A 22962-nucleotide genomic window follows, 5' to 3' on the forward strand; every position below is an offset into this window, starting at 1 on the left:
TTATATCTATCATAGCATGGTGTTTCGTGAATAAATTTTGTTAAATAGAGTGTTTTTTATTACTTAAGAAGGATTCACTATGGTCGCGCCTGAGCAAAATGAAATGTTCGATGTCCTCGATAAACAGCGCCAGCATCAACGTCAAGTGGATCGCGTATTAAAAATCGTGCTGCCGATTGTGGCTTTTTTGATGGCCGTGATTTGTGCCAATATGAATATCTGGTCGCCGATCTTTAGCTTTGCCATTTTATGGATTGCCTTTTATGCCGTCGGCATCAAGCGCATGCCAATCTGGCACTGGGTGGTAGCCATTTTGGTCTATTGTGTGGTCGACAATATTCTGAGTTATGGCAACTTTAACCAGACAGGATTTACCCGCCAATTTGGCACCATGTTTATTTTTCTGGGAGTAGTCGGTGTAGGACGTCCTTATTTTGACCGCTGGCTCATGAAAAAATAAAAACCTGCAAATAAAAAAAGCGCCATCAGGCGCTTTTTTTAATATCGAGTTTAAGCTGTTTTACGTAAATCTTTACGCAGGATTTTACCCACGTTCGATTTCGGTAATTCGTCCATAAACTCCACATAGCGTGGACGTTTATAACCGGTCAGATTTTCTTTAGCGAAGGCCAAGACTTCTTCTGTTGTCAAAGACGGATCTTTTTTCACAACAAACAGTTTCGGTACTTCACCAGATTTTTCATCTGGCACACCAATCGCAGCCACTTCCAGTACTTTTGGATGGGTTGCAACAACTTCTTCAATCTCAGATGGATACACGTTAAAACCAGACACTAAAATCATGTCTTTTTTACGGTCTACGATTTTCACATAACCACGTGAATCCATGACACCGATATCACCAGTACGGAAGAAGCCATTAACCATGACTTTTTCAGTTTCGTCTGGGCGGTTCCAGTAGCCTTTCATGACCTGAGGACCACGGATTGAAATTTCACCTTGCTCACCCAGTGCCACTTCATTGCCGTCATCATCCAGAATCGCCACTTCAGTTAATGGCAATGGAATACCGATGGTGCCACTGAATTCTTCAGAAGCAGGCGGGTTTGCCGTTGCAACCGGAGAGGTTTCAGACAAGCCATAACCTTCAACAATATTGGTTCCAGTGAGCTTTTTCCATGCTGCTGCTGTAGAAGGAAGTACCGCCATACCGCCGCCCATCGCCATTTTCAACTTGCTATGATCAAGCTGTTTGAACTCTTCATTGTTCACCAGCGCATTGAATAGTGTATTCACTGCCGGGAAGAAAGTCGGCTGGTATTTACGTAGTTCCTTCATCACCGCAGGAAGATCACGCGGATTCGGAATCAGGACGTTGGCCTGACCTTTATACATGCCATAAAGTGCGCACACCATGAATGCAAAGATATGATAAAGCGGCAAGGCACAGAAAATACGGTCATCTGGCTGGCCATCTTGTGCACCAAACTTACTCTGGAAGATCCCGTCACACTGCAACATGTTCGCAACCAGGTTACGATGTGTCAGTTCAGCCCCTTTCGATACGCCGGTAGTACCACCAGTATATTGTAGAACCGCAGTATCGCTCAGGCTCAACTCAGGACGTTTGTAATTGCTCGGGCTAATTTTATTTAATGCCGTATTGAATTTCACGTGGCCTGGAATGTCCCAAGCTGGAATCTGCTTACGCACAGAACGCAAGACAAAGTTCACCAGAGTTCCTTTCAAAGCACCCAGCATATCGCCTACAGAAGCAATAACCACATGTTTTACCGGGGTTTTACCCAGAATCGCTTGGTAAACAGAGGCAAAGTTCTCAATAATCACCAGAACTTCAGAACCTGAGTCATTGAGTTGATGCTCAAGTTCACGCGAAGTATAAAGTGGATTGACGTTGACCAGTACCAACCCTGCGCGGAAAACCCCAAGTGCCACGACCGGATACTGAAGAACGTTTGGCATCATCACCGCCACACGTGAACCTTTTGCCAACCCCAAGCTTTGTAAATACGTTGCAAACTTACGGCTCGCCTCTTCCAGATCATTGAAAGTCATGGCCTTATCCATAAAGATAAAGGCATCACGCGAACCAAATTTTTGGAAATTACGTTCAAAAACATCGACTAGAGAAGTATTCTCTGCCGGTAATTCTACTGTTTCTGGAATCCCTGTCTTTTGGTATTCAGCCAACCAAATTTTTTCCATAATGCCCATCTCTCCAATCATAATCCTTAGTGTTTTCAACTGTTTTTTTCAATATCACACGCCATTTTTAGACTTGTATATGTGCAATATTGCATCCATCTTGTTGAATCGTTGTTCATATATAACGTATTTTACAGGATGGATGCTAGTCTTATCTTTGAATCAACAGTTTATTTGCTTTTTGATATCCGCGTGGTAAAAGCTGTCCTTTTGCACCGCGCTTGCCGATATATTTCTGCAAATCATCCCCTTTTAATTTTAACTGCTGTTGTCCTGCAAGCACTTGAATTATTTCATCAAGCTTCAATATTGTTATGGACAAAATTTGATCACCACCTTCAAGTTGTATCAATTTATTTCCTTTACCTTTGTTCAATACAAGCAATTCTGCCAAATCGACAATCAACAGGCGTCCTGCTGAACTGAGCAGTGCAACATGCGTGGCATCTTCGAGTGGCTGCAGGCTCATGACTTGCGCCCCATCGGATAAGTTCAGGAAGGCCTTCCCTGCTTTGGCATTGGTATCCAGCTGTTTGGCCTGGGTTTTAAAACCATAGCCCTTGTTACTCAGCGCCAGGACTTCCGTCTCATCCTCTGCAACAAAGACCTGTTTAAAGCCGATGCCGCTGGCAGGTGATAATTTTGAACTTAAAGGTTCACCCAGACCACGCGCCGACGGCAGGTTATTGATTGGCAAGGCATAACTACGTCCCGATTCATCTAATATATAGACACGCTGATTGGATTTGCCCTGTGCATGGCTGAGATATTGATCACCGGCACGGAAATTCAGATTTTCAGCGTCAACATCATGGCCTTTGGCACAGCGAATCCAGCCGGCTTCTGACAAAATAACGGTCACAGGATCGGCTGGTAACATTTCATTTTCATTAATCGCAGCAGCTTCGGCACGTTGCACCAGTGGCGAACGGCGATCATCGCCAAATTTCTTGGCATCATCTTTCAGTTCATTGATGATCAGCGCTTTTAAAGATTCCGGATTGGCCAGCTGTTCACGAATCACCGCAGCCTTCGCTTCCAGCTCGTCCTGCTCACGGCGCATTTCCATTTCTTCAAGCTTGGCCAAATGACGCAATTTCAGCTCCAGAATGGCTTCGGCCTGAATCTCATCAATGCCAAAGCGTTCCATTAACACGGGCTTGGGCTGATCTTGTTCACGAATAATCTGAATCACTTCATCGATACTCAAGTAGGCAATGATCAGCCCCCCCAGAATATGCAGGCGTTTTTCGATTTTGTTCAGATGATATTGCAGACGACGGGTCACCGTGGTTTTACGGATCTCGATCCATTCCAGTAAAATGCGACGAATCGATTTCACCTGTGGACGGCCATCGGCACCAATCATATTCATGTTGACACGGTAGCTCGATTCCAGATCAGTGGTGGCAAATAAATGACTCATCACCGCTTCGGCATCAATCCGGTTAGAACGCAATACAATCACTAAACGGGTTGGATTGGCATGATCCGATTCATCCCGTACATCGCTGACCAAAGGCAGTTTCTTGGCCTGCATCTGGTCGGCAATCTGGGTGATGATTTTGGAGCCTGAGACCTGATATGGCAGTTCGGTAATCACAATTTCATTTTTATCGACGGTATAGACCGCGCGCATACGATAACTACCACGACCTGTGACCTGAATTTTTAACAGTTCAGCAGGTGGGGTAATAATTTCTGCTTTGGTCGGCAAGTCCGGCGCAGGAATATATTCTGAGATTTTTTCATCGGTCAGATTCGGGTTACGAATCAGGGCAATGGTGCCTTTAATCACTTCACGCAGGTTATGCGGCGGAATGTCGGTGGCCATACCGACGGCGATTCCCGTTGTACCATTTAAGAGAATATTCGGTACACGTGCCGGCAAGTTCACCGGCTCTTTCATCGAACCGTCAAAGTTGTCCTGCCAGTCACAGGTACCCTGACCCAGTTCAGACAGTAACAGTTCACTGTACTGAGACAGTTTGGCTTCGGTATAACGCATTGCGGCAAAAGACTTCGGATCATCGGGTGAGCCCCAGTTGCCCTGTCCTTCAATAAACGGATAACGATAGCTAAACGGCTGTGCCATCAAGACCATGGCTTCATAACAGGCCAAGTCGCCATGCGGATGATATTTACCGAGTACATCACCGACGGTACGTGCAGATTTCTTTGGTTTGCTGGTCCATTTCAGGCCCAGCTCACTCATGGCATAGACAATACGACGCTGTACCGGTTTCAGGCCATCACTGATGTGCGGTAATGCCCGATCCATAATCACGTACATGGCGTAATTCAGATAAGCTTGTTCGGTAAATTCTGCTACGGAGCGGTTTTCTGTCGCATGATGCGCAAGGCTTGTCATAACAACCTATAGTCCTAAATAATTCGTTTTTGTATCAATGTTTCTTATGCTATGTCGCGGCTGGGGATGACACAAGAGCATCAAATGCCTCAGCGCGACAATTTGTGTCTTATGGCCTAAAAATATCCACTTTATAGACCCTAAGCAACTAAAAATTCATCAAGTTTATAAGCCCATCGACTCAAGGGTCTTGCCTTTGGTTTCTTCACCCAAAACCAGAATCACGATTGCAACGGCAACCAGAACCGCAGTAAACATGGTGAAGACATAACTGAAACCATTTGGCATGCCCATCAGATGGGTGACAGCAAAAGGTGCTGCGATGCCCCCAATTCGGCCTACTGCGCCAGCCCAGCCTGAACCAAAAGCACGGATATTGGTTGGATATTGTTCTGGTGTATAGGTATAAAGCACGCCCCAAGCACCCAGATTAAAGAAGGACATCAGACAGCCCCAGATCACAATTTCGGTGACACTGCCCGACTGGCCAAAGAAATATGCCGAGATGGCACACATGCCGATGAAACCTGCCAAGGTCGGTTTACGACCGAGTTTTTCGACCAGCCATGCTGCCACCAGATAACCGGGCAACTGCGCTAAAATCATAATCAGCACGTATTCAAAGGACTGGACGATGCTATAGCCTTCTTTGACCAGCAAACTTGGCAACCAGGTAAAGATGCCATAATAAGAAAATATAATGCCGAACCAGATCAGCCACAGCATGAGGGTACGACGCGCAAAGATACCCGACCACAACTGGGTAAATGAAATATGCTGTTTCTCTGCGACCGGCTTCACTTCAAAGATTTCATAAACTTCAACGCCGCATTGACGCTCGATCTTTTTCACCAGGGCCGAAGCTTCTTCTACACGGCCACGGTTAATCAGAAATGGAATAGATTCCGGCACCATTTTCCAGATCACAATCGCATATAGCGCAGGCAGACCACCGATCAGGAAAGCGGTTTGCCAGCCAAAATCCGGAATGACAAAGCGCGATACCAGAGCCGCAACCAACCAGCCCAGTCCCCAGAAGCTTTCCAGCAATACGATAAAACGGCCACGCACATGCGCAGGAATATATTCACTGACCAGCGTCACTGCCACGGGTAACTGTCCACCCAGACCTAAACCGACGATAAAACGAAACACCAACAACCAGGTCAAATTCGGTGCAAAAGCGCAGGCCGCTGTAGCCAAGCTATAAATCACCAGTGTCACAGCGAATACGGTTTTACGGCCGAAACGGTCTGCCAGACCACCTGAACAGATTGCACCGATTGCCATACCAACAAAACCAATCGACACTACCCAGCTTTTTTGATCCGCAGTCATCTGCCAGTCTTCAGCCATTTTTGCCAGAATAAAGGAAATCAATCCGGTATCCATGGCATCAAACATCCAACCGAGTCCAATCACCACCAGCAAGGTGTAATGAAACCGACCAATCGGTAAGCGTTGTATGCGAGAAACTAAATCCATAACAAAAATCTCTGATCAGGTGGAACGGGAGATGCTGCTTTCTCAACAGGTAGGCTGCTTTGTATTTTTTATACTATGAATTAAGCTGAATGCGGCTATTTTTTATAGCCGCATTCATGACGATTACAAATCAGGATTCGTCTTTGGAAGATGCCGAGTGTTCATCATCTTCTTTATAAATGAATTTTGGCATTTCCAGTCCAAAATAGATGGCGATCAAACGCAAGCTAAAGCCGAAAATCAGGGTAGAAAGAATGGTCAGGTCCTGCGACAAGCCGTAATGGCTACAGAGCCAGTAAAAGATCACTGAAACAAAAGCAATACTGGCATACAGTTCACGACGGAAAACCAAAGGTACATCATTACATAAGATGTCACGCAAAATCCCGCCGGATACACCGGTCAAGACACCTGCAACGGCACTCACCACAAAACCATGTCCCATTTCCAGAGCAATCTGGCAGCCAATAATGGTAAAACCAATCAGACCCAAGGCATCCAGTACCAGGAAGACATTACGTAACTGGCGCATCCATTTTGCAATCAGGATGGTGACGAAAGCAGCGCAACAGGTCAGCACCAGATATTCGGGGTGTTTGACCCAGGTTAAAGGATAATGTCCAAGCAGAACATCACGGACCGACCCACCACCCAGTGCCGTAACACAGGCAATGATCATGACACCAAACCAGTCCATGCTGCGCCGGCCAGCAGACAGTGCCCCGGTCATCGCTTCAGCGGTAATTGCAATAATATAGATGACGGTCAGTAACATCGCCCTGCTTCCACCTGAGGCTTTGAGATGGCGCTTATTCTAAGCTAAATCTATGTGAAAGTTATAAAAATCCCGCACAACATTGCTTAAATTTTTTCCCCGAGCCACAAATGCAAACCTGTTTCATGCTGATTTTCTGCTCCGTGGTCGGGTCCAGAAAATACCAGTGGCCTTCAAATTTTACAAAATGCGAAGCTTCATGATGCACGTGTGCCTGCTTGCCATCATGAAAATGCGCCTTAAACTCGACTAAGGCGTGATTTTTATCTAATTTTTCATTGGCTTGAATAATCTCAAGCTTTAACCACTGATTGGCTTTGCTCCAATCGCTAATGGCTTGCAAATCCAGTGCCTGCTGCTGACCCAGCGCAGTCGTGGTTTTGATGTAATCGATTTCATGCTTGGCAAAGGCACTATAACGGGAACGCATCAGTTGCTGCGCAGTCTCTGCGACCTGTTGTCCAGTATGTAAGGGCTGACAACAGCTATGATATTCACCGTGTCCACATGGACATGCTTCTGACATTTCAGTTCCATAAAAATAGCCCGACGATGCGGGCTATTTTAGCAAACTTTACCAACCCAACGCTGACTATAGTTTAGTCCTGCGCAGGAAGCTGCGGAATGATATGCACTTTATCGATCTTATGACCGTCCATGGTCACCACCTCAAAGATATGCCCGTCTGCTTCAAACTTTTCACCGCTATGCGGTAAACGTGCCATATGGAATAACACATAGCCAGATAAGGTCGAATATTCTTCAGTTTCATTGACCAGATCACGATCCAGCAGCAAGGAAACGTGACGAATATCGGTGGAACCGTCCAGAATCAGGCTGCCATCATCCAGACTTTCTGCTGCCACTTGCAGCTCATCTTCATCTGGAAATTCACCGGCAATCGCTTCAAGAATATCAATCGGCGTGGCAATCCCTTCAATTGAGCCATATTCATTCAGCACAATTGCCATCTGTAAGGGTGCTTGACGCAATTGATCCATCACCATCAGTACCTGAGCATTTTCATGCACGATGACTGGCTCACGTAAATGCTTTTCAAAGTCCAGCACCCCAGTTTCAATATATTCATTCAGGACTTTATGGGTCAGCACCACACCGGCAATATTGTCCAGTTCGCCGCGAGCGATGATCAGACGCGAGTGGCTCATCTGCAACAATTGTGCTTTGATGCTGTCGGCATCATTGTCCAGATCGATCCATTCCAGTTCGGGACGCGGCGTCATCACCGATTTTACCGGACGTTCAGACAGACCCAAAACTCCCTGCACCATGACACTGTGATAGATGCCGTTGTCATCATTAAAGACTTCATCAGCAAAGGCACGGGTTGCCAGAACATCTTCCGGCTCCGAAGAATCATTGTCCTGAGCAGGTTTACCACCGAGCATCCGCATCACTGCAGAAGCAGTTCGGTAACGCATATCCGTGGTGGTCACCATTTTTTCCTGATTGCGTTTCATGGTCTGATTAATAAACTCGACAATGACAGAGAAGCCAATTGCTGCGTATAAGTAACCTTTCGGAATATGGAAACCAAAGCCTTCTACCACCAGCGAGAAACCGATCATCATCAGGAAGCCAAGACACAGAATCACCACGGTCGGATGCTTATTGACGAAATCCATCAAGGCTTTGGATGCCCACAGCATAATCCCGATGGCAATAATCACGGCAATCATCATCACAGACAGGTCTTTGACCATGCCCACCGCAGTAATCACGCTGTCGAGCGAGAATACCGCATCCAGGACTACAATCTGGACAATGACCATCCAGAATACCGCATGTACCGGATTTTCTTCTTTAATGACAGGTTTGGCTTCCAGACGCTCATGCAGTTCCATGGTGCCTTTGAACAGCAGGAATACCCCACCAAACAATAGAATCAGATCCCGGCCCGAGAAAGCATGATCAAAGATCTGGAACAGTGGATCGGTGAGCGTTACGACCCAGGCAATCGAAGCCAGCAAGATCAAACGCATCACCAGGGCCAGCATTAAGCCCACAACCCGTGCAGTATTACGTTGTTCTGGTGGGAGTTTTTCCGCCAAAATGGCAATAAAAACCAGATTGTCGATCCCGAGTACAATCTCAAGAACAATTAACGTGAGTAAACCGACCCAGGCTGAAGGGTCCGACATCCATTCAAAGATCATACGCTTGGCTCCTGAAGCTCAGGACTGCAGCATTGAATGAACCGAGACTGTAATGAAACAGCATAATATTTTTGATATTGAACAATACCAATTACTTGACGGCGATTTATAGCGTTACACGGCCAACTACCACTACCCATTTTCGTTCTATTGTTGTGAAACCAATTTTCAGTATATCAAGATCAATTTGAAATTCACCTGTTTTCATGGCTGTTTATCGATGAATTTTGCTGAGCCCTATTGCAGTGAAAATGTAGCCGCACACAGAATTGTCATATTTATTAATTAAGCTAGAGTCACCAGAAAGAAAAATGATAAGGTGAAGAAAATAAATGCAAAGCGTAATTCAAATGACAGATTATTTTAAAGACAACTCCCCAAAAACAACTCGCCCTCTAGTGGCACTCTATTGTGGTTCACGTGCAGGCAACAAACCGGTTTATTTAGAAAAAGCCATTCATCTCTCGCAAGGACTGGCAGAACATGGTTTCGGGCTAGTCTATGGTGGCGCCAGTATTGGCCTGATGGGACAGGTCGCGGATGCCATGATCCAGCATGGCGGTGAAGCCGTTGGGGTGATTCCCGAATTTATGCTGGATTATGAAATTGCCCATAACCAGCTCACTGAATTACATGTGGTGACCAGCATGCATCAACGTAAGGCTATGATGGCTGAGCGGGCCTGTGCCTTTGTGGCACTACCGGGCGGACTGGGCACGTTTGAGGAAATTCTGGAAATTGCCACCTGGGGTCAGCTGAACCAGCATCAGAAACCGATGATGCTATATAACGTTAACGGTTTTTATGATGCCTTGATTATGCAGCTGGACCGCGCTGTCGAAGATGGTTTTTTACCGCCACAGCATCGCGCCAAACTGATCATTTGTGAACACGAAGAAGAAATTTATACAACTTTAACCAATTTAGGCTCTCCACAAAGATTTGTGGTTTAAAGCATTCAAAGTAAAAAAGCGAGCACTGGGCTCGCTTTTTTTATGGATTATGGCTGCTAGTTATTGACCATAATTCGTCACAAAATCATAGAACATCGGCAATGTGGTCGCCAGAATCACAGACATGGCCAGACCGAACATCAGTTTCATCGCATCTGCACTGACATTACGTGAAGTCCGATGTTTGTTGACTTCATCCAGAATCATCGACATGGCAAATTCACGACCTGCGAGTAAGCCCAGGAACACCCAAGTAGTACTCATTGGAATATTGCTCCATTCTTTAAAGATCAACAGGATAATGGCATACAGGAAGTCGATAATCGTCGCAGCACGAATGTCAGTCACGCCGGTTTTAGTATCGACAATTTTCTGGATTGCCCCACCACGTTGATACAGAATGACGCCCAGCAAGACCACAAATACCGCAATGGCAAACATCAGGAATTCAAACGGAACCTGACGCGGCACATACACGAAGATGTTGGCCAGATCCTGAATCAGCCATTGGCTCCACAGGAAACCGGTAGAGACCCACTGCAAGCCCATCCAGACCTTGGAGTGCTCCTGATGACGTGTCTTGGCAAAATGTCGTGCCAGTTGCTTGACCACAAAACGATAGATGACAATCGCCACCACAAAGGCCACCGCATAGCCCATCATCGATTTCACCATCATCGAGCCTAGACTGGCAGGAGAGAAAATCGTAAGAACCAGGAAGGTGGTACTGACTGGAATCCCGTATTTGGTGAGCATTAACAGGAGAATAGGCGGCACAATGTACAGCCAGGTAATGCCACCTTCAGGGAAAGGAATCGTTTCTAAACGGCCGTATGAGGCATCACCCACCCCGGATGCATACCAACCATAGACCAATACGACAATTAAAATTGAGCTGATATAAATCCACAACACCCACCATGGACGATGTGAATTCGAGGAAATAAATGTCCCTAAGGTTTGAGGTACATCATTTCCGACAATAGAATAAGCGGCTAAACAGAAGCCGATCACCATCAAAATCTCGATTGTCATAAAAACAAACCTATACGCGAGGAGATTTCAGCATTGCTGAAAAGTTGGCCCAAGATTATGACGGTTTTATTTCATTTTCATGACAATTTTGTCATATTTTCATTTGATGAAGATGAAATTGACAGAGAAAGCTGTTTATAAACAAAAAAGTACTGCTTTAATTTTATTTTTATCGCTCTTTACAGCTATGGAGCTCCGATCTGATAAATACTCACTTTGTTATGAGTTTTACACTTATAACTGATTTATATCTTGCAAAAAAGTTCACACGTATTCACTACACCTGTGCCTTAATCTTCCTTTAAACTATTCAAAATTTTCAGTTTTCCAGAATTATGAATGCCACGCCTACGCATCAAGCCTTAGATCCCGAATTCAGACTGCTGGTCTTGTTGGTATCGATCGGATTTTTTATGCAGGGGCTGGATACCACCATTATTAATACAGCTCTGCCCGCGATTGCACATAACCTACAGGCCGATCCTTTACGCATGCACAGTGTTGTGGTGGCTTATGTCTTGTCTGTTGCAGCCTGTATTCCCTTGAGTGGCTGGCTGGCAGACCGTTTCGGCGTCAGAAATATCTATTTTGCTGCAATTATTATTTTCTCTTTGGCCTCTTTGGGCTGTGCCTGGTCAGATAGTCTGAATGAATTACTGGCTTATCGGATCTTGCAAGGAATGGGTGGCGCCTTACTGCTCCCCGTCGGCCGTTTGGCCATGCTCAAGATCATTCCCCGTACCCAGTTTCTGGCCGCCATGAGCCTAATGAGTCTGGCCGGCCTGATTGGCCCCCTGATTGGTCCAACTCTTGGGGGCTGGATGGTGGAATATCTGTCCTGGCAATGGATTTTCCTGATCAATCTGCCGATTGGCTTACTGGGAGCGCTGATTACTTTTAAGGCCATGCCGAATGTCATTGAACCGCTGGTCGCTCGCTTTGATTATTGGGGCTTTGTCTTGCTGGTTGTGGCCATGGTGGGACTCTGTCTGGGAATTGAAAATTTTGCCAGTCCACAAAATTCGCTGTGGTGGAGTCTGAGTATGATTCTGGCCGGAATCTTGGCGGCCCTGATGTATGCCTATCATTCGCATACGCATAGCAACGCCCTGTTCCGCAGTCGGCTCTTTAAAAATAAAATTTATGCGATTGGCATTCTGGGGAATTTTTTTGCCCGTCTTGGCGGTAACTCGATTCCATTTTTACTCCCCCTTATGTTGCAAGTCGCCTTTGGTTTTGAGCCCTTTATTACCGGTCTATTGATGATTCCAATCGTACTCGGCTCTCTGGCGTCTAAACCGATTATCCGAAAAATCATTCAGCGTTTTGGTTATCGTCGGGTTTTGCTGGTCAATACCTTATTGGTGGGTTTATGTATTGCCAGTTTTGCCCTGACCACGGCGGACACCCCGATCTGGCTGCGTGCAATTCATTTCTTTATCTTCGGCATTTTAAATTCCCTACAATTTGTATCGATGAATACCCTGACTTTAAAGGACTTAAGCCAGCAGGATGCCAGTAGCGGCAACAGTTTCCTGTCGATGATCATGATGCTGTCAATGAGTATCGGGGTGGCGCTGGCAGGCACCCTGGTCAACATGCTGAGTGCCTATTACGGCGCTGACAATCTGGTGGCTGCTTTTCATGTGTCACTGATCTGTTTAGGCTGTATCAATATTATTGCGGCTTATATTTTCTGGCATATTCCTAAAAACACCCCTGTTTAATACGATATATTAACGCCAGGCGAATGCAGCCTTTAAGCTCAGGTTTAGATACAGGTAAGAACTGAAAATGCAAAAAAATCTGGCTCTGAACAGATTCAAACAGCCGCTTTTCATCGGGCTTGGCATTCTGATCGCCGTGATGATTATCGCCATGATTTATCTTTGCCTGATTAAAGCCCCTTCTGCGCATGCAGCAGATTATCCGATCCAGGGTTTCGATGTATCACATCATCAAAAAGAAATTCAATGGCAGCAGATTTCGCCGGAAAAATACCGTTTTGTCTATCTGAAAGCCACAGAAGGTGGTGACTTTAAAGATACGCGTTTTCAAGAGAACTGGCTCAAGGCCCGGGAACGCGGCTTTCTGGTTGGTGCCTATCATTTCTATCGGCTTTGTCGCGATGGCAGCATTCAGGCACAGAACTTTATCGACTCCGTCCCCAAGCAAGCCAATGCTTTACCGCCGGTGATTGATCTGGAATATGACAGCAATTGCATCAATACCTATTCCAAAGAGCAGCTTCTAAACGAAATCCAGATCATGCACGATGCCCTGCAAAAGCATTATGGCAAACAGCCAATTTTCTATATTTCTAAAGCATTTTATAATATTGTACTGGCAGGATATTTTCCCGAAGTGCCACTCTGGGTACGCGAGTATAAGGGTCTGCCCGATTTAAACAACCAGCCCAAATGGACCTTCTGGCAACATAGCAATCAGGGTAAAATTCCCGGCATTAGTACAACTGTGGATCTGAATGTGTTCTATGGCTCAGAACAGCAGTGGCTGGATTTTCTGAGAATGAATGCAATTGCAGTACCATCATCTACTCATCAGGCCAAATAAAATCGATCGATTGAAAACAAGCGCTTTATAAAAGTAGAAAAATAAGGAAATAAAAATCTTGAAATGGATTAAAGGTATTTTACTCAGTCTGGTGATTGTTCTGCTGCTCATAGCGGGTGCGCTGGCTTATCTACTGCAACCTTCAGGCAAGCTCAGTGACTTTCAGAACTGGCAGCCGCAAAGCAGTTCCTCTCGTTCTGGACTAAACGTTAAATTTTTCGGTGTTTCCACCCTGTTGCTGGATGATGGTCAGGATCAGATCCTGATAGATGGTTTCTTTAGCCGGCCGTCGTTGTCGCAAGTGCTTAGCGGTCCAATTCAGAGTGATAGCGTGCTATTAAGGCAGCTAATTCAAGAGCATGAACTGCACCGGGCCAAAGCCATTCTGGTCAGTCACTCGCATTATGATCATGTTCTGGATCTACCGGCTTTACTGGAAATGCTTCCTGAAACCGCTGTCATCGGTTCACCCACTAGCCTGAATATCGCCCGGGCAAATCCCAAAGTAAGTCCGCAGCAGTTACACTCCGTCACGCCTAGGCAAATACAGCACGTCAACAAATTTCAAGTAACCGCAATTCCTTCACAACATACGCCAGCCACAGCGGTAAATGATGACCTAGGCGAAGAGTTATTCCAACCTTTAGCCCTGCCGGCCAAATTTTCCGAATTTAAGGAAGGCGGCAGTTTTGATTACCTGATTGAGCATTCAGGACACAAGATTCTGGTCAAGGCCAGTACCGGATTTATCCCGGACCAATTTAAAAACCTGCAGGTCGATACGTTATTTTTGGGTATTGCCCAGCTCTCCAGACAATCCAATGACTATCAGCGGCACTATCTGGCTGAAACCCTGCAAACGCTCAAACCCAAAGTGGTCATCCCGATACATTGGGATGATTTTTTCCAGCCTTTAAGCCAGCCGCTACAATTTTTACCCCGTCTTGCCGATGACACGCCAAAAAGTTTGAATCTTCTGATTCAGGCCGCCGAGGCACAAGGAACAAAAGTCGTTCTGCTCAGCGGACCGCAACCCTATTTACTCAACTCAGCCGTCGCTTCCCAATCCGATTAAAGCCCCTTAAGATAGCGGCTATGCGCAAAATTATTCATATCGATATGGATGCGTTTTATGCCTCGGTCGAGCTGCGTGAACGTCCAGAACTCAGACACCTGCCTGTGGTGATTGCCTCGCATCATCCCCGGGCGGTGGTTGCGGCTGCCTCCTATCCGGCACGCGAATATGGTCTATGTTCTGCCATGTCGATGGGACAGGCGCGCAAGCTCTGTCCGCAGGTCATCGTAATTGAGCCGGACTTTGCCAAATACCGTCAAGTTTCTGCACAGATCCATCAAATTTTCCAGCAATATACCGCCCTGATTGAGCCTTTATCGCTAGATGAAGCCTTTCTGGATGTCACAGAAAATTTACAACAGATTCCGAGTGCTACCGAGGTCGCCGTGCGGATTCGGGAGGATATTGTTCAAGTGACTGGACTGACTGCTTCTGCCGGCGTGGCACCGAATAAATTTCTGGCCAAAATTGCCTCGGACTGGCACAAACCGAATGGCATCTGTGTGATCAAGCCCTCACAGGTGCAGCGTTTTATTCAGAATCTGCCGCTGAAGAAAATTCCCGGGGTGGGTAAAGTCACCCAGGAAAAACTGAAAAGCCTGAATCTGGATACCTTGGGTGACTTACAACAGATGGATGAAGCCATTCTGATTCAGCATTTTGGTAAATATGGACGGCGGCTGTTTTTATATGCGCAAGGCATTGATGAACGACCAGTCGAAGTAGAACGGGAACGTCAGCAGATTTCCAAAGAGACCACCTTTGATGATGATCTTTATTTAAATCAGTGCCATTCTTATTGGGAAGCTTTAGTTGCACAACTGTGGCAAAGCTTGCAAAAAAAACAACTTTCGGCTCGCGGCGTGACGGTCAAATTAAAGCTCAAGAATTTTCAGGTGATGCAACACAGTAAAAGTTTTAAGCAGCTCTTGCGCAGTCCGCAAGAATTAGCACAAGCCTTGGACTTACTATTGGATGATCTGCATATCGCGCCGCAGATGCAATTCCGGCTGATCGGTGTCGGCGTCTATCAACTCAGCGCCCCCGAGACTGAAACCCAATTATTACTGCTCTAAACGACTTTTGTTCATGTTTTGAACATCAGTTTAAAAATACAGCAACTTTATTTTTATATTTTGATTTTTTAGAGTACTCTATCTGCGCAATGCATTATCCATGTATATGCTGAGATGCTGAAAATCACCTTTACTTTCAGCATGCTGTCCTGTGATTAGCGTGACGATCAAATCCGAATATTGCAGGGCAACTCTGATGTAACTCATGGAATCCCCTCCTGCATGTCTTCCGTAAATTCTTCTGTTGTTCAAGAACAACGCGCACGTAAAGCTGCGCTATCTAGTTTTGTTGGTGCTGTTGTCGATTGGTATGATTTTCTCCTTTACGGCATTGTTGCAGCCTTAATTTTTAAAGATCAGTTTTTCTCTAGTATTGGCGAGAACATGGGCACCCTAGCGGCACTGGCCACCTTTGGGGTCGGCTTCCTGTTCCGTCCTTTAGGCGGTGTGGTATTTGGTCACTTTGGTGACAAGCTCGGCCGTAAAAAAATGCTGGTGCTGACTGTGGTCCTGATGGGAATTTCCACGGTCGGGATCGGTCTGCTGCCAAATTTTGAAGCAATTGGCTGGTGGGCTCCGGTACTGCTGGTGTTTTGTCGTGCCTTGCAAGGCTTTGCCGTCGGTGGTGAATGGGGTGGTGCAGCCCTCATGGCTGTAGAAAATGCACCAAAAGGAAAAAAAGCCTTTTATAGCAGTGGGGTTCAGGTCGGTTACGGCGTCGGTCTGGTTCTGGCGACCGGTGCAGTGTCAATTATTATTGCGACACTGGGTGAAGAAGCCTTTGCCGAGTGGGCATGGCGTATTCCCTTTCTGGCCAGCATCGTACTGTTAGCTGTGGCAATGTGGATCCGCCGTGATCAGGATGAATCGCAAGAGTTTGTAGAAAAGGTGGTGAAAGCAGACCATCAGCCAGAAAAGCTGCCGATCTTGCAGGCGATTAGCAAACATCCTAAAGCTTTCTTTTATATCATTGCTTTACGTCTGACTGAATTGCTAACCATGTATCTGGTCACCAACTTTGCCCTCAACTATTCGACTAGCAATCTGGGCATGGACAAACAGTTCTTCCTGAATATCACCCTGATGGTCGGGGCAATCAGCTGTTTCAGTATTCCCTTCTTTGCCTGGCTGGCGGATAAATTCAATCATCAGAAAATGTGTGTCTGGGGTGGTTTGATTGGTGCGCTTTCGGCCTTTCCATTCTTTATGGCGCTCGATGCACAAAACACCTGGATGATTATTGTTGGCGCAATTTTACTGGCGAACGTTGCACACGATATGGTGGTTAGTGTCCATCAACCGATTTTCACCTCCCTGTTTGGCACAGAATACCGCTACAGCGGTGCCGGAGTTGGCTATCAGGTGGCGAGCATCATTGGGGGTGGTTTTACCCCATTTATTGCAGCGGCACTGGTGATTTGGGCGGATGGTTCATGGCATTATGTAGCCATCTATCTGGCGGTGGGTTGTCTGCTGACTGCACTGGTCGCAGCCCTGATGCCCAAAACTCAGGATGAACAACATGACAGTTGAACGTTTACACGTATCGAAACGCTTTTCGGAAATTGCCATTGCCGGTAATCTGGTGCATCTTGCCGGCCAGCTGGCCACAGATGTTGAACTGGATATTAAAGGGCAAACTCAACAGACTTTAGATATTATTGACCAGTTTCTGGCAGATGCCGGCACTGATAAAAGTCACATCATGTCGGTCACTATTTATCTCAAGGATATTGAGCGTGACTATGCGGCTTTTAATGAAGTCTGGGATGCCTGGGTCGCTGATATCGAAGCGCTGCCTCGGACCTGTGTAGAAGCAAAACTCTATGATCCACGGGTTTTGGTTGAAATGACAGTCGTGGCCGTCAAACCAGAATAATGTGGCAAAATCGATATGCATAAAAAAGCATGCTCATGGCATGCTTTTTTATTTTAACCTACTGCTTTGATTTTACTGCGCTCTAAATCTGAATATAAATAATATTTTTTCAGATCATTGCTAACGCTATCTTTAGCGGCTTTCTTGATGTGCGCTTGCTCCTGCAAAAAGTCTTCTCGTAACTGATAATATTCCGGCACATCATCGTAGCGAATCACCCGATAACCGGCCATACTCAACAAGGCATCCTGAAAACCAGTCTGCTGTGGACGCTTCAAGATTAAAGGATCATCCACAGCCACAATGGCTATAATCTGATGCTGTTGATCCATAATCACAAAATCTGCAGTCAGGTTGCGATATTTATGTCGCGTCCGGTTAAATTTGGTGGTCATTAAGGCGTCATAGGACACATGGGCCAAAACAATATATTCAGGTAATACTTCCTTCAAGCGCGTGAAGGTCAATTGCTCATTCAGGTTAAAAATAGCACGCTGCTTCAACGCGCTGTCTTGTGGTTTGGAATTATTTCCGAGCTTTTTCCATGCCATGAGCACGACACAGAAGAGCAGGAAACTCCCAATCATAATATAGGTGGTCATGCCTAAATCCTTGCATTCTTATAATCATTTTTGTTTTATTGTTGTGCAGTATAAACCCACGCTTTATTTTAAATAGAGCTAACAACCAATCTGCTTAAATACCCATACAACCGGTATCAAAACTCGATTTTGTGTTACCTAAAATGACATCTTTTTGAATGCCAATGAAAGTGGATTTAAAGTACTGATAATGCACTCTAAAACATCCCTAGAATTGATCGCAATACAAATCTGCCCAACTGTAGAACAATTCCGATAAAGTGTTATTTTTATATCACTTTTAAGCCAGACTTAATGTAAATAATACATCCTTTTACATTTTTCAGTCCTCGTTTCAAGCTACGTTACTTTACCTAAGTGCTAAAAAAAGACACCGAAGTGTCTTTTCTATTAACTCAATTATGCACGTGATTTAGGCTTTGCTTTCGGCTTTGATCCACCAAATGGTTTTTTGGCATCCCCTGTTTCACGCGGCGGTAGGCCTGTGTGCTGGGTCAGGATTTGACCACGCTCAGGACGCTTCTTGGTATTTGAAGGACGGGACTGAGCTTGTGCAGCCTTGCCACGATTTCCCTGCTCACCGGTACGTTTCTGCGAATCACCCGCCACTGTCGAGTTTTTCTTGCGCGCAGACTGGTATTGACCTTCTGCACTGCCAGCAGGCTGATAAGTCGGAATCAAATGCTGTTTGGAGTTACCAATCAAATCCTGACGACCCATTTCTCTCAGAGCTTCACGCAACAACGGCCAGTTGTTTGAATCATGGTAACGCAAGAAAGCTTTGTGCAGACGACGACGTTTATCACCTTTGACAATATCTACTTGCTCAGTATAACGTGCCACTTTGGCAAGCGGGTTTTTACCGGTGTAATACATGGTGGTAGCCGTTGCCATCGGTGATGGATAAAAGGTCTGTACTTGGTCAGCACGGAAACCGTTCTTCTTCAACCAAATCGCAAGATTCATCATGTCGTAATCGGTAGTCCCCGGATGCGCTGCGATGAAATAAGGAATCAGATACTGTTCCTTGCCGGCTTCCTTACTATAACGTTCAAACATCTGTTTGAAACGATCATAGGTTCCGATTCCCGGCTTCATCATTTTATTGAGTGGGCCTTTTTCGGTATGTTCCGGTGCAATTTTTAAATAACCACCGACGTGATGGGTTACCAATTCTTTGACATATTCAGGGTTTAAAACCGCTAAGTCATAACGTAAACCAGAACCAATCAAGATCTTCTTAATACCCGGTAATGAACGTGCTTTACGGTATAACTGGGTCAATGGTGCATGATCGGTATGCAGGTTCTGACAAACGCCCGGGAAGACACACGACGGTTTACGGCAGTTCTTTTCAATCTCTGGATCTTTACAGGCCAGACGGTACATGTTGGCTGTCGGGCCACCTAGGTCTGAAATAATCCCGGTAAAGCCCGGCGCCGTATCACGGATTTTTTCCACTTCACGCAGAATTGACTCTTCAGAACGGTTCTGGATAATACGACCCTCATGTTCTGTAATCGAACAGAAGGTACAGCCACCAAAACAGCCACGCATGATGTTCACAGAGAACTTGATCATGTCAAACGCTGGAAAACGCGCTTCACCATAAGCAGGATGTGGCAAACGTGCATAAGGCAGGTCAAACACATAGTCCATTTCTTCCGTGGTCAACGGAATTGGTGGCGCATTTAGCCAGACATCACGTTCACCATGCTTTTGTACCATGGCACGGGCATTGCCCGGATTGGTTTCTAAATGCAAAATTCGGTTGGCATGGGCATAAAGCACCGGATCTGCAGCCACTTCTTCAAATGCAGGCAAGCGAATTACGGCCAGTTCACGCGGTGGTAATTTATGTTTAATTGCTTTTGAAGCGGGTTGTAATTGCACGATTTGCGTATCAGGATCTAGCTCATCGCCGGCCCGCACAATCGGATTGGCGACAGGCTCTTTCTGGAAACCTTGATATTGAGTCAGACTATCTTTGTCTTTTTCAATTTCACAACCTTCCAGATCTTCAGTCATCACATAAGGGTTAATGATTGGATCGACACGGCCAATCGCATCAACATCATTCGAGGCAATTTCGACAAACTTTGCTTTCGATGCACGGTTATGTTTATTGACAATGAACGCAGTACCGCGAACATCGGTAATCTCGTGAATTTTTTCGCCACGCGCCAGACGATGCATAATTTCGGTAATTGAGCGTTCGCCATTGCCGTACATCAAAAGATCGGCTTTTGAGTCCATCAACACTGAACGACGGACTTTATCTGACCAGTAATCATAATGTGCAATACGACGCAGAGAAGCTTCAATTCCACCTAATAATACAGGCACATCTGGATATGCTTCACGGACACGCTGACAATATACAGTTGCTGCACGGTCTGGACGTTTATTTGGCTGATTATCTGGGGAATAGGCATCATCCGAGCGGATTTTACGGTCGGCGGTATAACGGTTGATCATGGAATCCATGTTCCCTGCCGTTACCCCCCAAGCAATATTCGGTTTACCCAGAACGCGGAACGCATCCACGTTGGTCCAGTCTGGCTGTGCAATAATACCGACACGAAAGCCTTGGGCTTCTAATACCCGGCCAATAATACCTGAACAGAAAGACGGGTGATCAATATAGGCATCGCCACAGACCAGAATAAAGTCACAGCTGTCCCAGCCGAGTTGATCCATTTCCTCGCGTGACATCGGCAAAAAAGGCGCAGGGTCAAAACAAGACGCCCAATATTTGTCGTAATCAAACAACGCTTTTGGCGCAGTCTGCATGGTATAAGCAGTAGACATGGCTAGCAATTCTCGGCTGGCAGATGATAGGAGATCTAAAATAAGATCAAAGATGAAAGCCGATCATTTTACCATGAATTAGACCCAGCTTGCTTGATTATAATTTATACAAAATCAGGAACTAAGCGAATCAAAACTTGGGCATCATCAGAATTGAAAGCAAAATGATCCGCAAGATAAATGCACAGGGTTTATTTTATAGAGAAAAATCTAAATACGATGTTCTAATCTGAGCGGAGCTTGAAACTGAATGCCAGACCACTCAACAACAGTAGCGCAATAAATGCAGTTAATCCACTCCAACCATAATTTTCCCAGACCAGTCCACTCGAACTGCCCAACACACTGGAACCGAGGTAATAACAGAATAAATATAGCGAAGAACCGACTGCCCGATATTGTAGCGACTGGATCGACACCCAGCTACTTGCAGTAGAGTGCGCGGCAAAAAATGAAAAAGTGAAGATTAGTAATCCGATAAAGACCAGAGCCAGCTGGTTGAGCAGCATGAGTGTTAATCCAAGGAGCATCATCAGCATCATGACGACCAATGTCTTGAATTTACCATAATGCCGACCCCAATGTGCCGCTCGGGGGGAGCTATAAATACCAGCCAAATATGTCACCGAGATTAAACCAATCCAGGCCTGTGATAATTCAAAAGGTGCCTGAAGCAAACGATAGCTGAGATAGTTAAATATCGAGACAAAACAGCCCATCAGGATAAAACCTTGCAGAAATAAAATCCGAAGTTTCGGATCGGCCAGATTATGCCTGAATGAGTTTTTGAATCGATTAAACTTGATCGGATAAGCTTTAAAATGTTGCGATGCCGGCAATAGATAATAAAATAATCCTGCAATACAGATATTTAAAATACCAATTATCAGAGTAGCAGATTGCCAAGAGATAAAATCAACTAGAACTCCGGCAATCAAACGCCCTCCCATACCGCCAATTGCCGTGCCAGAAATATATAAGCCCATGGCGAAACCGATATCTTTTTCGGCAATTTCTTCCCCGATATAAGTCATGGCGACTGCCGCCACACCACTGACACAGAGACCAATCAAGATCCGAATCAATAAGAATACCGACCAAAGAGATAGTATCGAACTGAGCATTAACAAAATTGCAATCAATGCCAGGGAGCAGACCATCACCGGTTTACGTCCGAAACGGTCTGAAATCAGTCCGGTAAATAGCAAACCAATGGCTAAGGCAAGAGTAGAAAGTGATAAGGGAAAACTACTTTGAGTCGGACTGACCTGAAAATAATCTGCCAAAATGGGCATCATCGGCTGTAGGCAATACAAAGATGAGAAAATGGCAAAGCCGGCAAGAAATAAGGAAAAAAGTACTGCTTTAAACGCAGGAGAACCATATTCAATATGGCTTGAAGATGAATTTAAGGGCATATCAGCTCCATAGACTCCGCTAGTATATGCCTATTATTTTGATGAGCGCCGGGTTTTTAAGCGATATCCTGCTCAATTTTACTCATTTCCCTACTTTTCTTTTTTCCGCGCATAAAAAAACACCCCCTGCTTATACAGGGGGTGTTTCGAATAATGAGCTGGCGATGACTTACTCTCACATGGGTAACCCCACACTACCATCAGCGCAAAGAGGTTTCACTTCTGAGTTCGGGAAGGGATCAGGTGGTTCACTCTTGCTATTGTCGCCAGCACAACTGTTTATGGACTTGTTCGGGTCTTATTTAACTACTTTTTTGTAGTGTTTGCCTTACTTCGTACCAAATAGAATACATTAACAGGTATATCTGAGTTGAACATTGTCTTACTAACGGTCTTCTGAATCAAGCTATTTTGCTGAATATCGAATCAATCGAGCTTTATACAACAACTGTTTGGGTGTTGTATAGTCAAGCCTCACGAGCAATTAGTATTGGTCAGCTTCACATATCACTATGCTTCCACATCCAACCTATCAACGTCGTAG

Annotated in this window: 19 protein-coding genes and 2 rRNA genes; 8 read left to right on the forward strand and 13 right to left on the reverse strand. The window is 45.5% G+C overall.

Annotated elements, in window-relative coordinates; genetic code table 11:
* The first annotated feature begins 79 nt into the window (after positions 1–79).
* Positions 80–460, forward strand: coding sequence for a hypothetical protein (locus tag FTV30_RS02490; RefSeq protein WP_074383676.1), 381 nt, complete (start codon positions 80–82; stop codon positions 458–460).
* A 50-nt stretch (positions 461–510) separates the two neighbouring features.
* Here FTV30_RS02490 and FTV30_RS02495 read toward each other — a convergent pair whose 3' ends face one another.
* The 6 genes from FTV30_RS02495 to FTV30_RS02520 form a co-directional block, all read right to left on the reverse strand.
* On the reverse strand, positions 511–2187 hold the full coding sequence (locus FTV30_RS02495) for a long-chain-fatty-acid--CoA ligase (RefSeq protein WP_005094498.1): 1677 nt from the start codon (positions 2185–2187) through the stop codon (positions 511–513).
* 151 nt (positions 2188–2338) lie between these two features.
* Positions 2339–4558, reverse strand: coding sequence for a DNA topoisomerase IV subunit A (gene parC, locus FTV30_RS02500; protein ID WP_180000948.1), 2220 nt, complete (start codon positions 4556–4558; stop codon positions 2339–2341).
* 165 nt (positions 4559–4723) lie between these two features.
* The gene (locus FTV30_RS02505) at positions 4724–6043 is read right to left on the reverse strand and encodes an MFS transporter (RefSeq protein ID WP_005169062.1); all 1320 of its coding nucleotides are present in this window, start codon (positions 6041–6043) and stop codon (positions 4724–4726) included.
* Positions 6044–6173: 130 nt separating this feature from the next.
* Positions 6174–6818 carry a trimeric intracellular cation channel family protein gene (locus tag FTV30_RS02510; RefSeq protein WP_005108433.1) on the reverse strand — a complete coding sequence of 215 codons (645 nt, stop codon included), beginning with the start codon at positions 6816–6818 and terminating at the stop codon, positions 6174–6176.
* Between the two features lie 61 nt (positions 6819–6879).
* Positions 6880–7344 (reverse strand): YchJ family protein, encoded by a 465-nt coding sequence (locus tag FTV30_RS02515; RefSeq protein WP_100329438.1) that lies wholly within the window; start codon positions 7342–7344, stop codon positions 6880–6882.
* Positions 7345–7417: 73 nt separating this feature from the next.
* Positions 7418–8995: a TerC family protein gene (locus FTV30_RS02520; RefSeq protein ID WP_159516354.1), complete on the reverse strand. Its 1578-nt coding sequence runs from the start codon at positions 8993–8995 to the stop codon at positions 7418–7420.
* Between the two features lie 332 nt (positions 8996–9327).
* Between FTV30_RS02520 and FTV30_RS02525 the strand changes: the two genes are divergently transcribed.
* Positions 9328–9948 carry a TIGR00730 family Rossman fold protein gene (locus FTV30_RS02525; RefSeq protein WP_180000949.1) on the forward strand — a complete coding sequence of 207 codons (621 nt, stop codon included), beginning with the start codon at positions 9328–9330 and terminating at the stop codon, positions 9946–9948.
* A 60-nt stretch (positions 9949–10008) separates the two neighbouring features.
* Here FTV30_RS02525 and FTV30_RS02530 read toward each other — a convergent pair whose 3' ends face one another.
* Positions 10009–10983 carry a hypothetical protein gene (locus tag FTV30_RS02530; RefSeq protein WP_004644890.1) on the reverse strand — a complete coding sequence of 325 codons (975 nt, stop codon included), beginning with the start codon at positions 10981–10983 and terminating at the stop codon, positions 10009–10011.
* Between the two features lie 335 nt (positions 10984–11318).
* Between FTV30_RS02530 and mdtD the strand changes: the two genes are divergently transcribed.
* The 4 genes from mdtD to dinB all read left to right on the forward strand — a co-directional run bounded on the left by mdtD (position 11319) and on the right by dinB (position 15708).
* Entirely contained in the window at positions 11319–12710 is a 1392-nt protein-coding gene (gene mdtD / locus FTV30_RS02535; protein WP_180000950.1) for a multidrug transporter subunit MdtD, read from the forward strand.
* A 67-nt stretch (positions 12711–12777) separates the two neighbouring features.
* Positions 12778–13557: a GH25 family lysozyme gene (locus tag FTV30_RS02540; protein WP_180000951.1), complete on the forward strand. Its 780-nt coding sequence runs from the start codon at positions 12778–12780 to the stop codon at positions 13555–13557.
* A 58-nt stretch (positions 13558–13615) separates the two neighbouring features.
* Positions 13616–14632 (forward strand): MBL fold metallo-hydrolase, encoded by a 1017-nt coding sequence (locus FTV30_RS02545; protein WP_180000952.1) that lies wholly within the window; start codon positions 13616–13618, stop codon positions 14630–14632.
* Positions 14633–14652: 20 nt separating this feature from the next.
* The gene (gene dinB / locus FTV30_RS02550) at positions 14653–15708 is read left to right on the forward strand and encodes a DNA polymerase IV (RefSeq protein WP_180000953.1); all 1056 of its coding nucleotides are present in this window, start codon (positions 14653–14655) and stop codon (positions 15706–15708) included.
* A gap of 78 nt (positions 15709–15786) precedes the next feature.
* Here the strand turns inward: dinB and FTV30_RS16190 are convergent, their stop codons facing one another.
* The gene (locus FTV30_RS16190; RefSeq protein ID WP_257225523.1) at positions 15787–15915 is read right to left on the reverse strand and encodes a hypothetical protein; all 129 of its coding nucleotides are present in this window, start codon (positions 15913–15915) and stop codon (positions 15787–15789) included.
* A 15-nt stretch (positions 15916–15930) separates the two neighbouring features.
* On the opposite strand from FTV30_RS16190, the gene shiA reads away from it, so the two are divergent.
* Positions 15931–17241 (forward strand): shikimate transporter, encoded by a 1311-nt coding sequence (shiA, locus tag FTV30_RS02555; protein WP_180000954.1) that lies wholly within the window; start codon positions 15931–15933, stop codon positions 17239–17241.
* Positions 17231–17587 carry a RidA family protein gene (locus FTV30_RS02560; RefSeq protein WP_100355215.1) on the forward strand — a complete coding sequence of 119 codons (357 nt, stop codon included), beginning with the start codon at positions 17231–17233 and terminating at the stop codon, positions 17585–17587. The genes shiA and FTV30_RS02560 overlap by 11 nt, the downstream gene beginning before the upstream one ends.
* Positions 17588–17640: 53 nt before the next feature.
* Here the strand turns inward: FTV30_RS02560 and FTV30_RS02565 are convergent, their stop codons facing one another.
* The 5 genes from FTV30_RS02565 to FTV30_RS02585 all read right to left on the reverse strand — a co-directional run.
* A complete protein-coding gene (locus tag FTV30_RS02565) occupies positions 17641–18189 on the reverse strand; it encodes a DUF2726 domain-containing protein (protein WP_100355216.1) in 549 nt (182 codons plus the stop codon).
* A 399-nt stretch (positions 18190–18588) separates the two neighbouring features.
* Positions 18589–21000, reverse strand: a complete 2412-nt coding sequence (locus FTV30_RS02570; protein ID WP_005169087.1) for a YgiQ family radical SAM protein — start codon at positions 20998–21000, stop codon at positions 18589–18591.
* A gap of 224 nt (positions 21001–21224) precedes the next feature.
* The gene (locus FTV30_RS02575; RefSeq protein ID WP_180000955.1) at positions 21225–22418 is read right to left on the reverse strand and encodes an MFS transporter; all 1194 of its coding nucleotides are present in this window, start codon (positions 22416–22418) and stop codon (positions 21225–21227) included.
* 156 nt (positions 22419–22574) lie between these two features.
* Positions 22575–22689, reverse strand: a 5S ribosomal RNA gene (gene rrf / locus FTV30_RS02580).
* Between the two features lie 192 nt (positions 22690–22881).
* Positions 22882–22962, reverse strand: a 23S ribosomal RNA gene (locus FTV30_RS02585); the annotation flags it as partial.

It is taken from the genome of Acinetobacter sp. YH12255 (genome assembly GCF_013417355.1).
Lineage (GTDB): Bacteria > Pseudomonadota > Gammaproteobacteria > Pseudomonadales > Moraxellaceae > Acinetobacter > Acinetobacter pseudolwoffii.

Excerpts from the sequence above, each read along its gene's own strand:
- FTV30_RS02505 (WP_005169062.1), bottom strand. The coding sequence starts at position 6,043 with ATGGATTTAGTTTCTCGCATACAACGCTTACCGATTGGTCGGTTTCAT.
- FTV30_RS16190 (WP_257225523.1), bottom strand. The coding sequence starts at position 15,915 with ATGAGTTACATCAGAGTTGCCCTGCAATATTCGGATTTGATCGTCACG.
- FTV30_RS02520 (WP_159516354.1), bottom strand. The coding sequence starts at position 8,995 with ATGATCTTTGAATGGATGTCGGACCCTTCAGCCTGGGTCGGTTTACTC.
- FTV30_RS02540 (WP_180000951.1), top strand. The coding sequence starts at position 12,778 with ATGCAAAAAAATCTGGCTCTGAACAGATTCAAACAGCCGCTTTTCATC.
- mdtD (WP_180000950.1), top strand. The coding sequence starts at position 11,319 with ATGAATGCCACGCCTACGCATCAAGCCTTAGATCCCGAATTCAGACTG.
- FTV30_RS02570 (WP_005169087.1), bottom strand. The coding sequence starts at position 21,000 with ATGTCTACTGCTTATACCATGCAGACTGCGCCAAAAGCGTTGTTTGAT.
- FTV30_RS02575 (WP_180000955.1), bottom strand. The coding sequence starts at position 22,418 with ATGCCCTTAAATTCATCTTCAAGCCATATTGAATATGGTTCTCCTGCG.
- dinB (WP_180000953.1), top strand. The coding sequence starts at position 14,653 with ATGCGCAAAATTATTCATATCGATATGGATGCGTTTTATGCCTCGGTC.
- FTV30_RS02510 (WP_005108433.1), bottom strand. The coding sequence starts at position 6,818 with ATGTTACTGACCGTCATCTATATTATTGCAATTACCGCTGAAGCGATG.
- FTV30_RS02495 (WP_005094498.1), bottom strand. The coding sequence starts at position 2,187 with ATGGAAAAAATTTGGTTGGCTGAATACCAAAAGACAGGGATTCCAGAA.
- parC (WP_180000948.1), bottom strand. The coding sequence starts at position 4,558 with ATGACAAGCCTTGCGCATCATGCGACAGAAAACCGCTCCGTAGCAGAA.
- FTV30_RS02490 (WP_074383676.1), top strand. The coding sequence starts at position 80 with ATGGTCGCGCCTGAGCAAAATGAAATGTTCGATGTCCTCGATAAACAG.
- shiA (WP_180000954.1), top strand. The coding sequence starts at position 15,931 with ATGTCTTCCGTAAATTCTTCTGTTGTTCAAGAACAACGCGCACGTAAA.
- FTV30_RS02525 (WP_180000949.1), top strand. The coding sequence starts at position 9,328 with ATGCAAAGCGTAATTCAAATGACAGATTATTTTAAAGACAACTCCCCA.
- FTV30_RS02565 (WP_100355216.1), bottom strand. The coding sequence starts at position 18,189 with ATGACCACCTATATTATGATTGGGAGTTTCCTGCTCTTCTGTGTCGTG.
- FTV30_RS02515 (WP_100329438.1), bottom strand. The coding sequence starts at position 7,344 with ATGTCAGAAGCATGTCCATGTGGACACGGTGAATATCATAGCTGTTGT.
- FTV30_RS02560 (WP_100355215.1), top strand. The coding sequence starts at position 17,231 with ATGACAGTTGAACGTTTACACGTATCGAAACGCTTTTCGGAAATTGCC.
- FTV30_RS02530 (WP_004644890.1), bottom strand. The coding sequence starts at position 10,983 with ATGACAATCGAGATTTTGATGGTGATCGGCTTCTGTTTAGCCGCTTAT.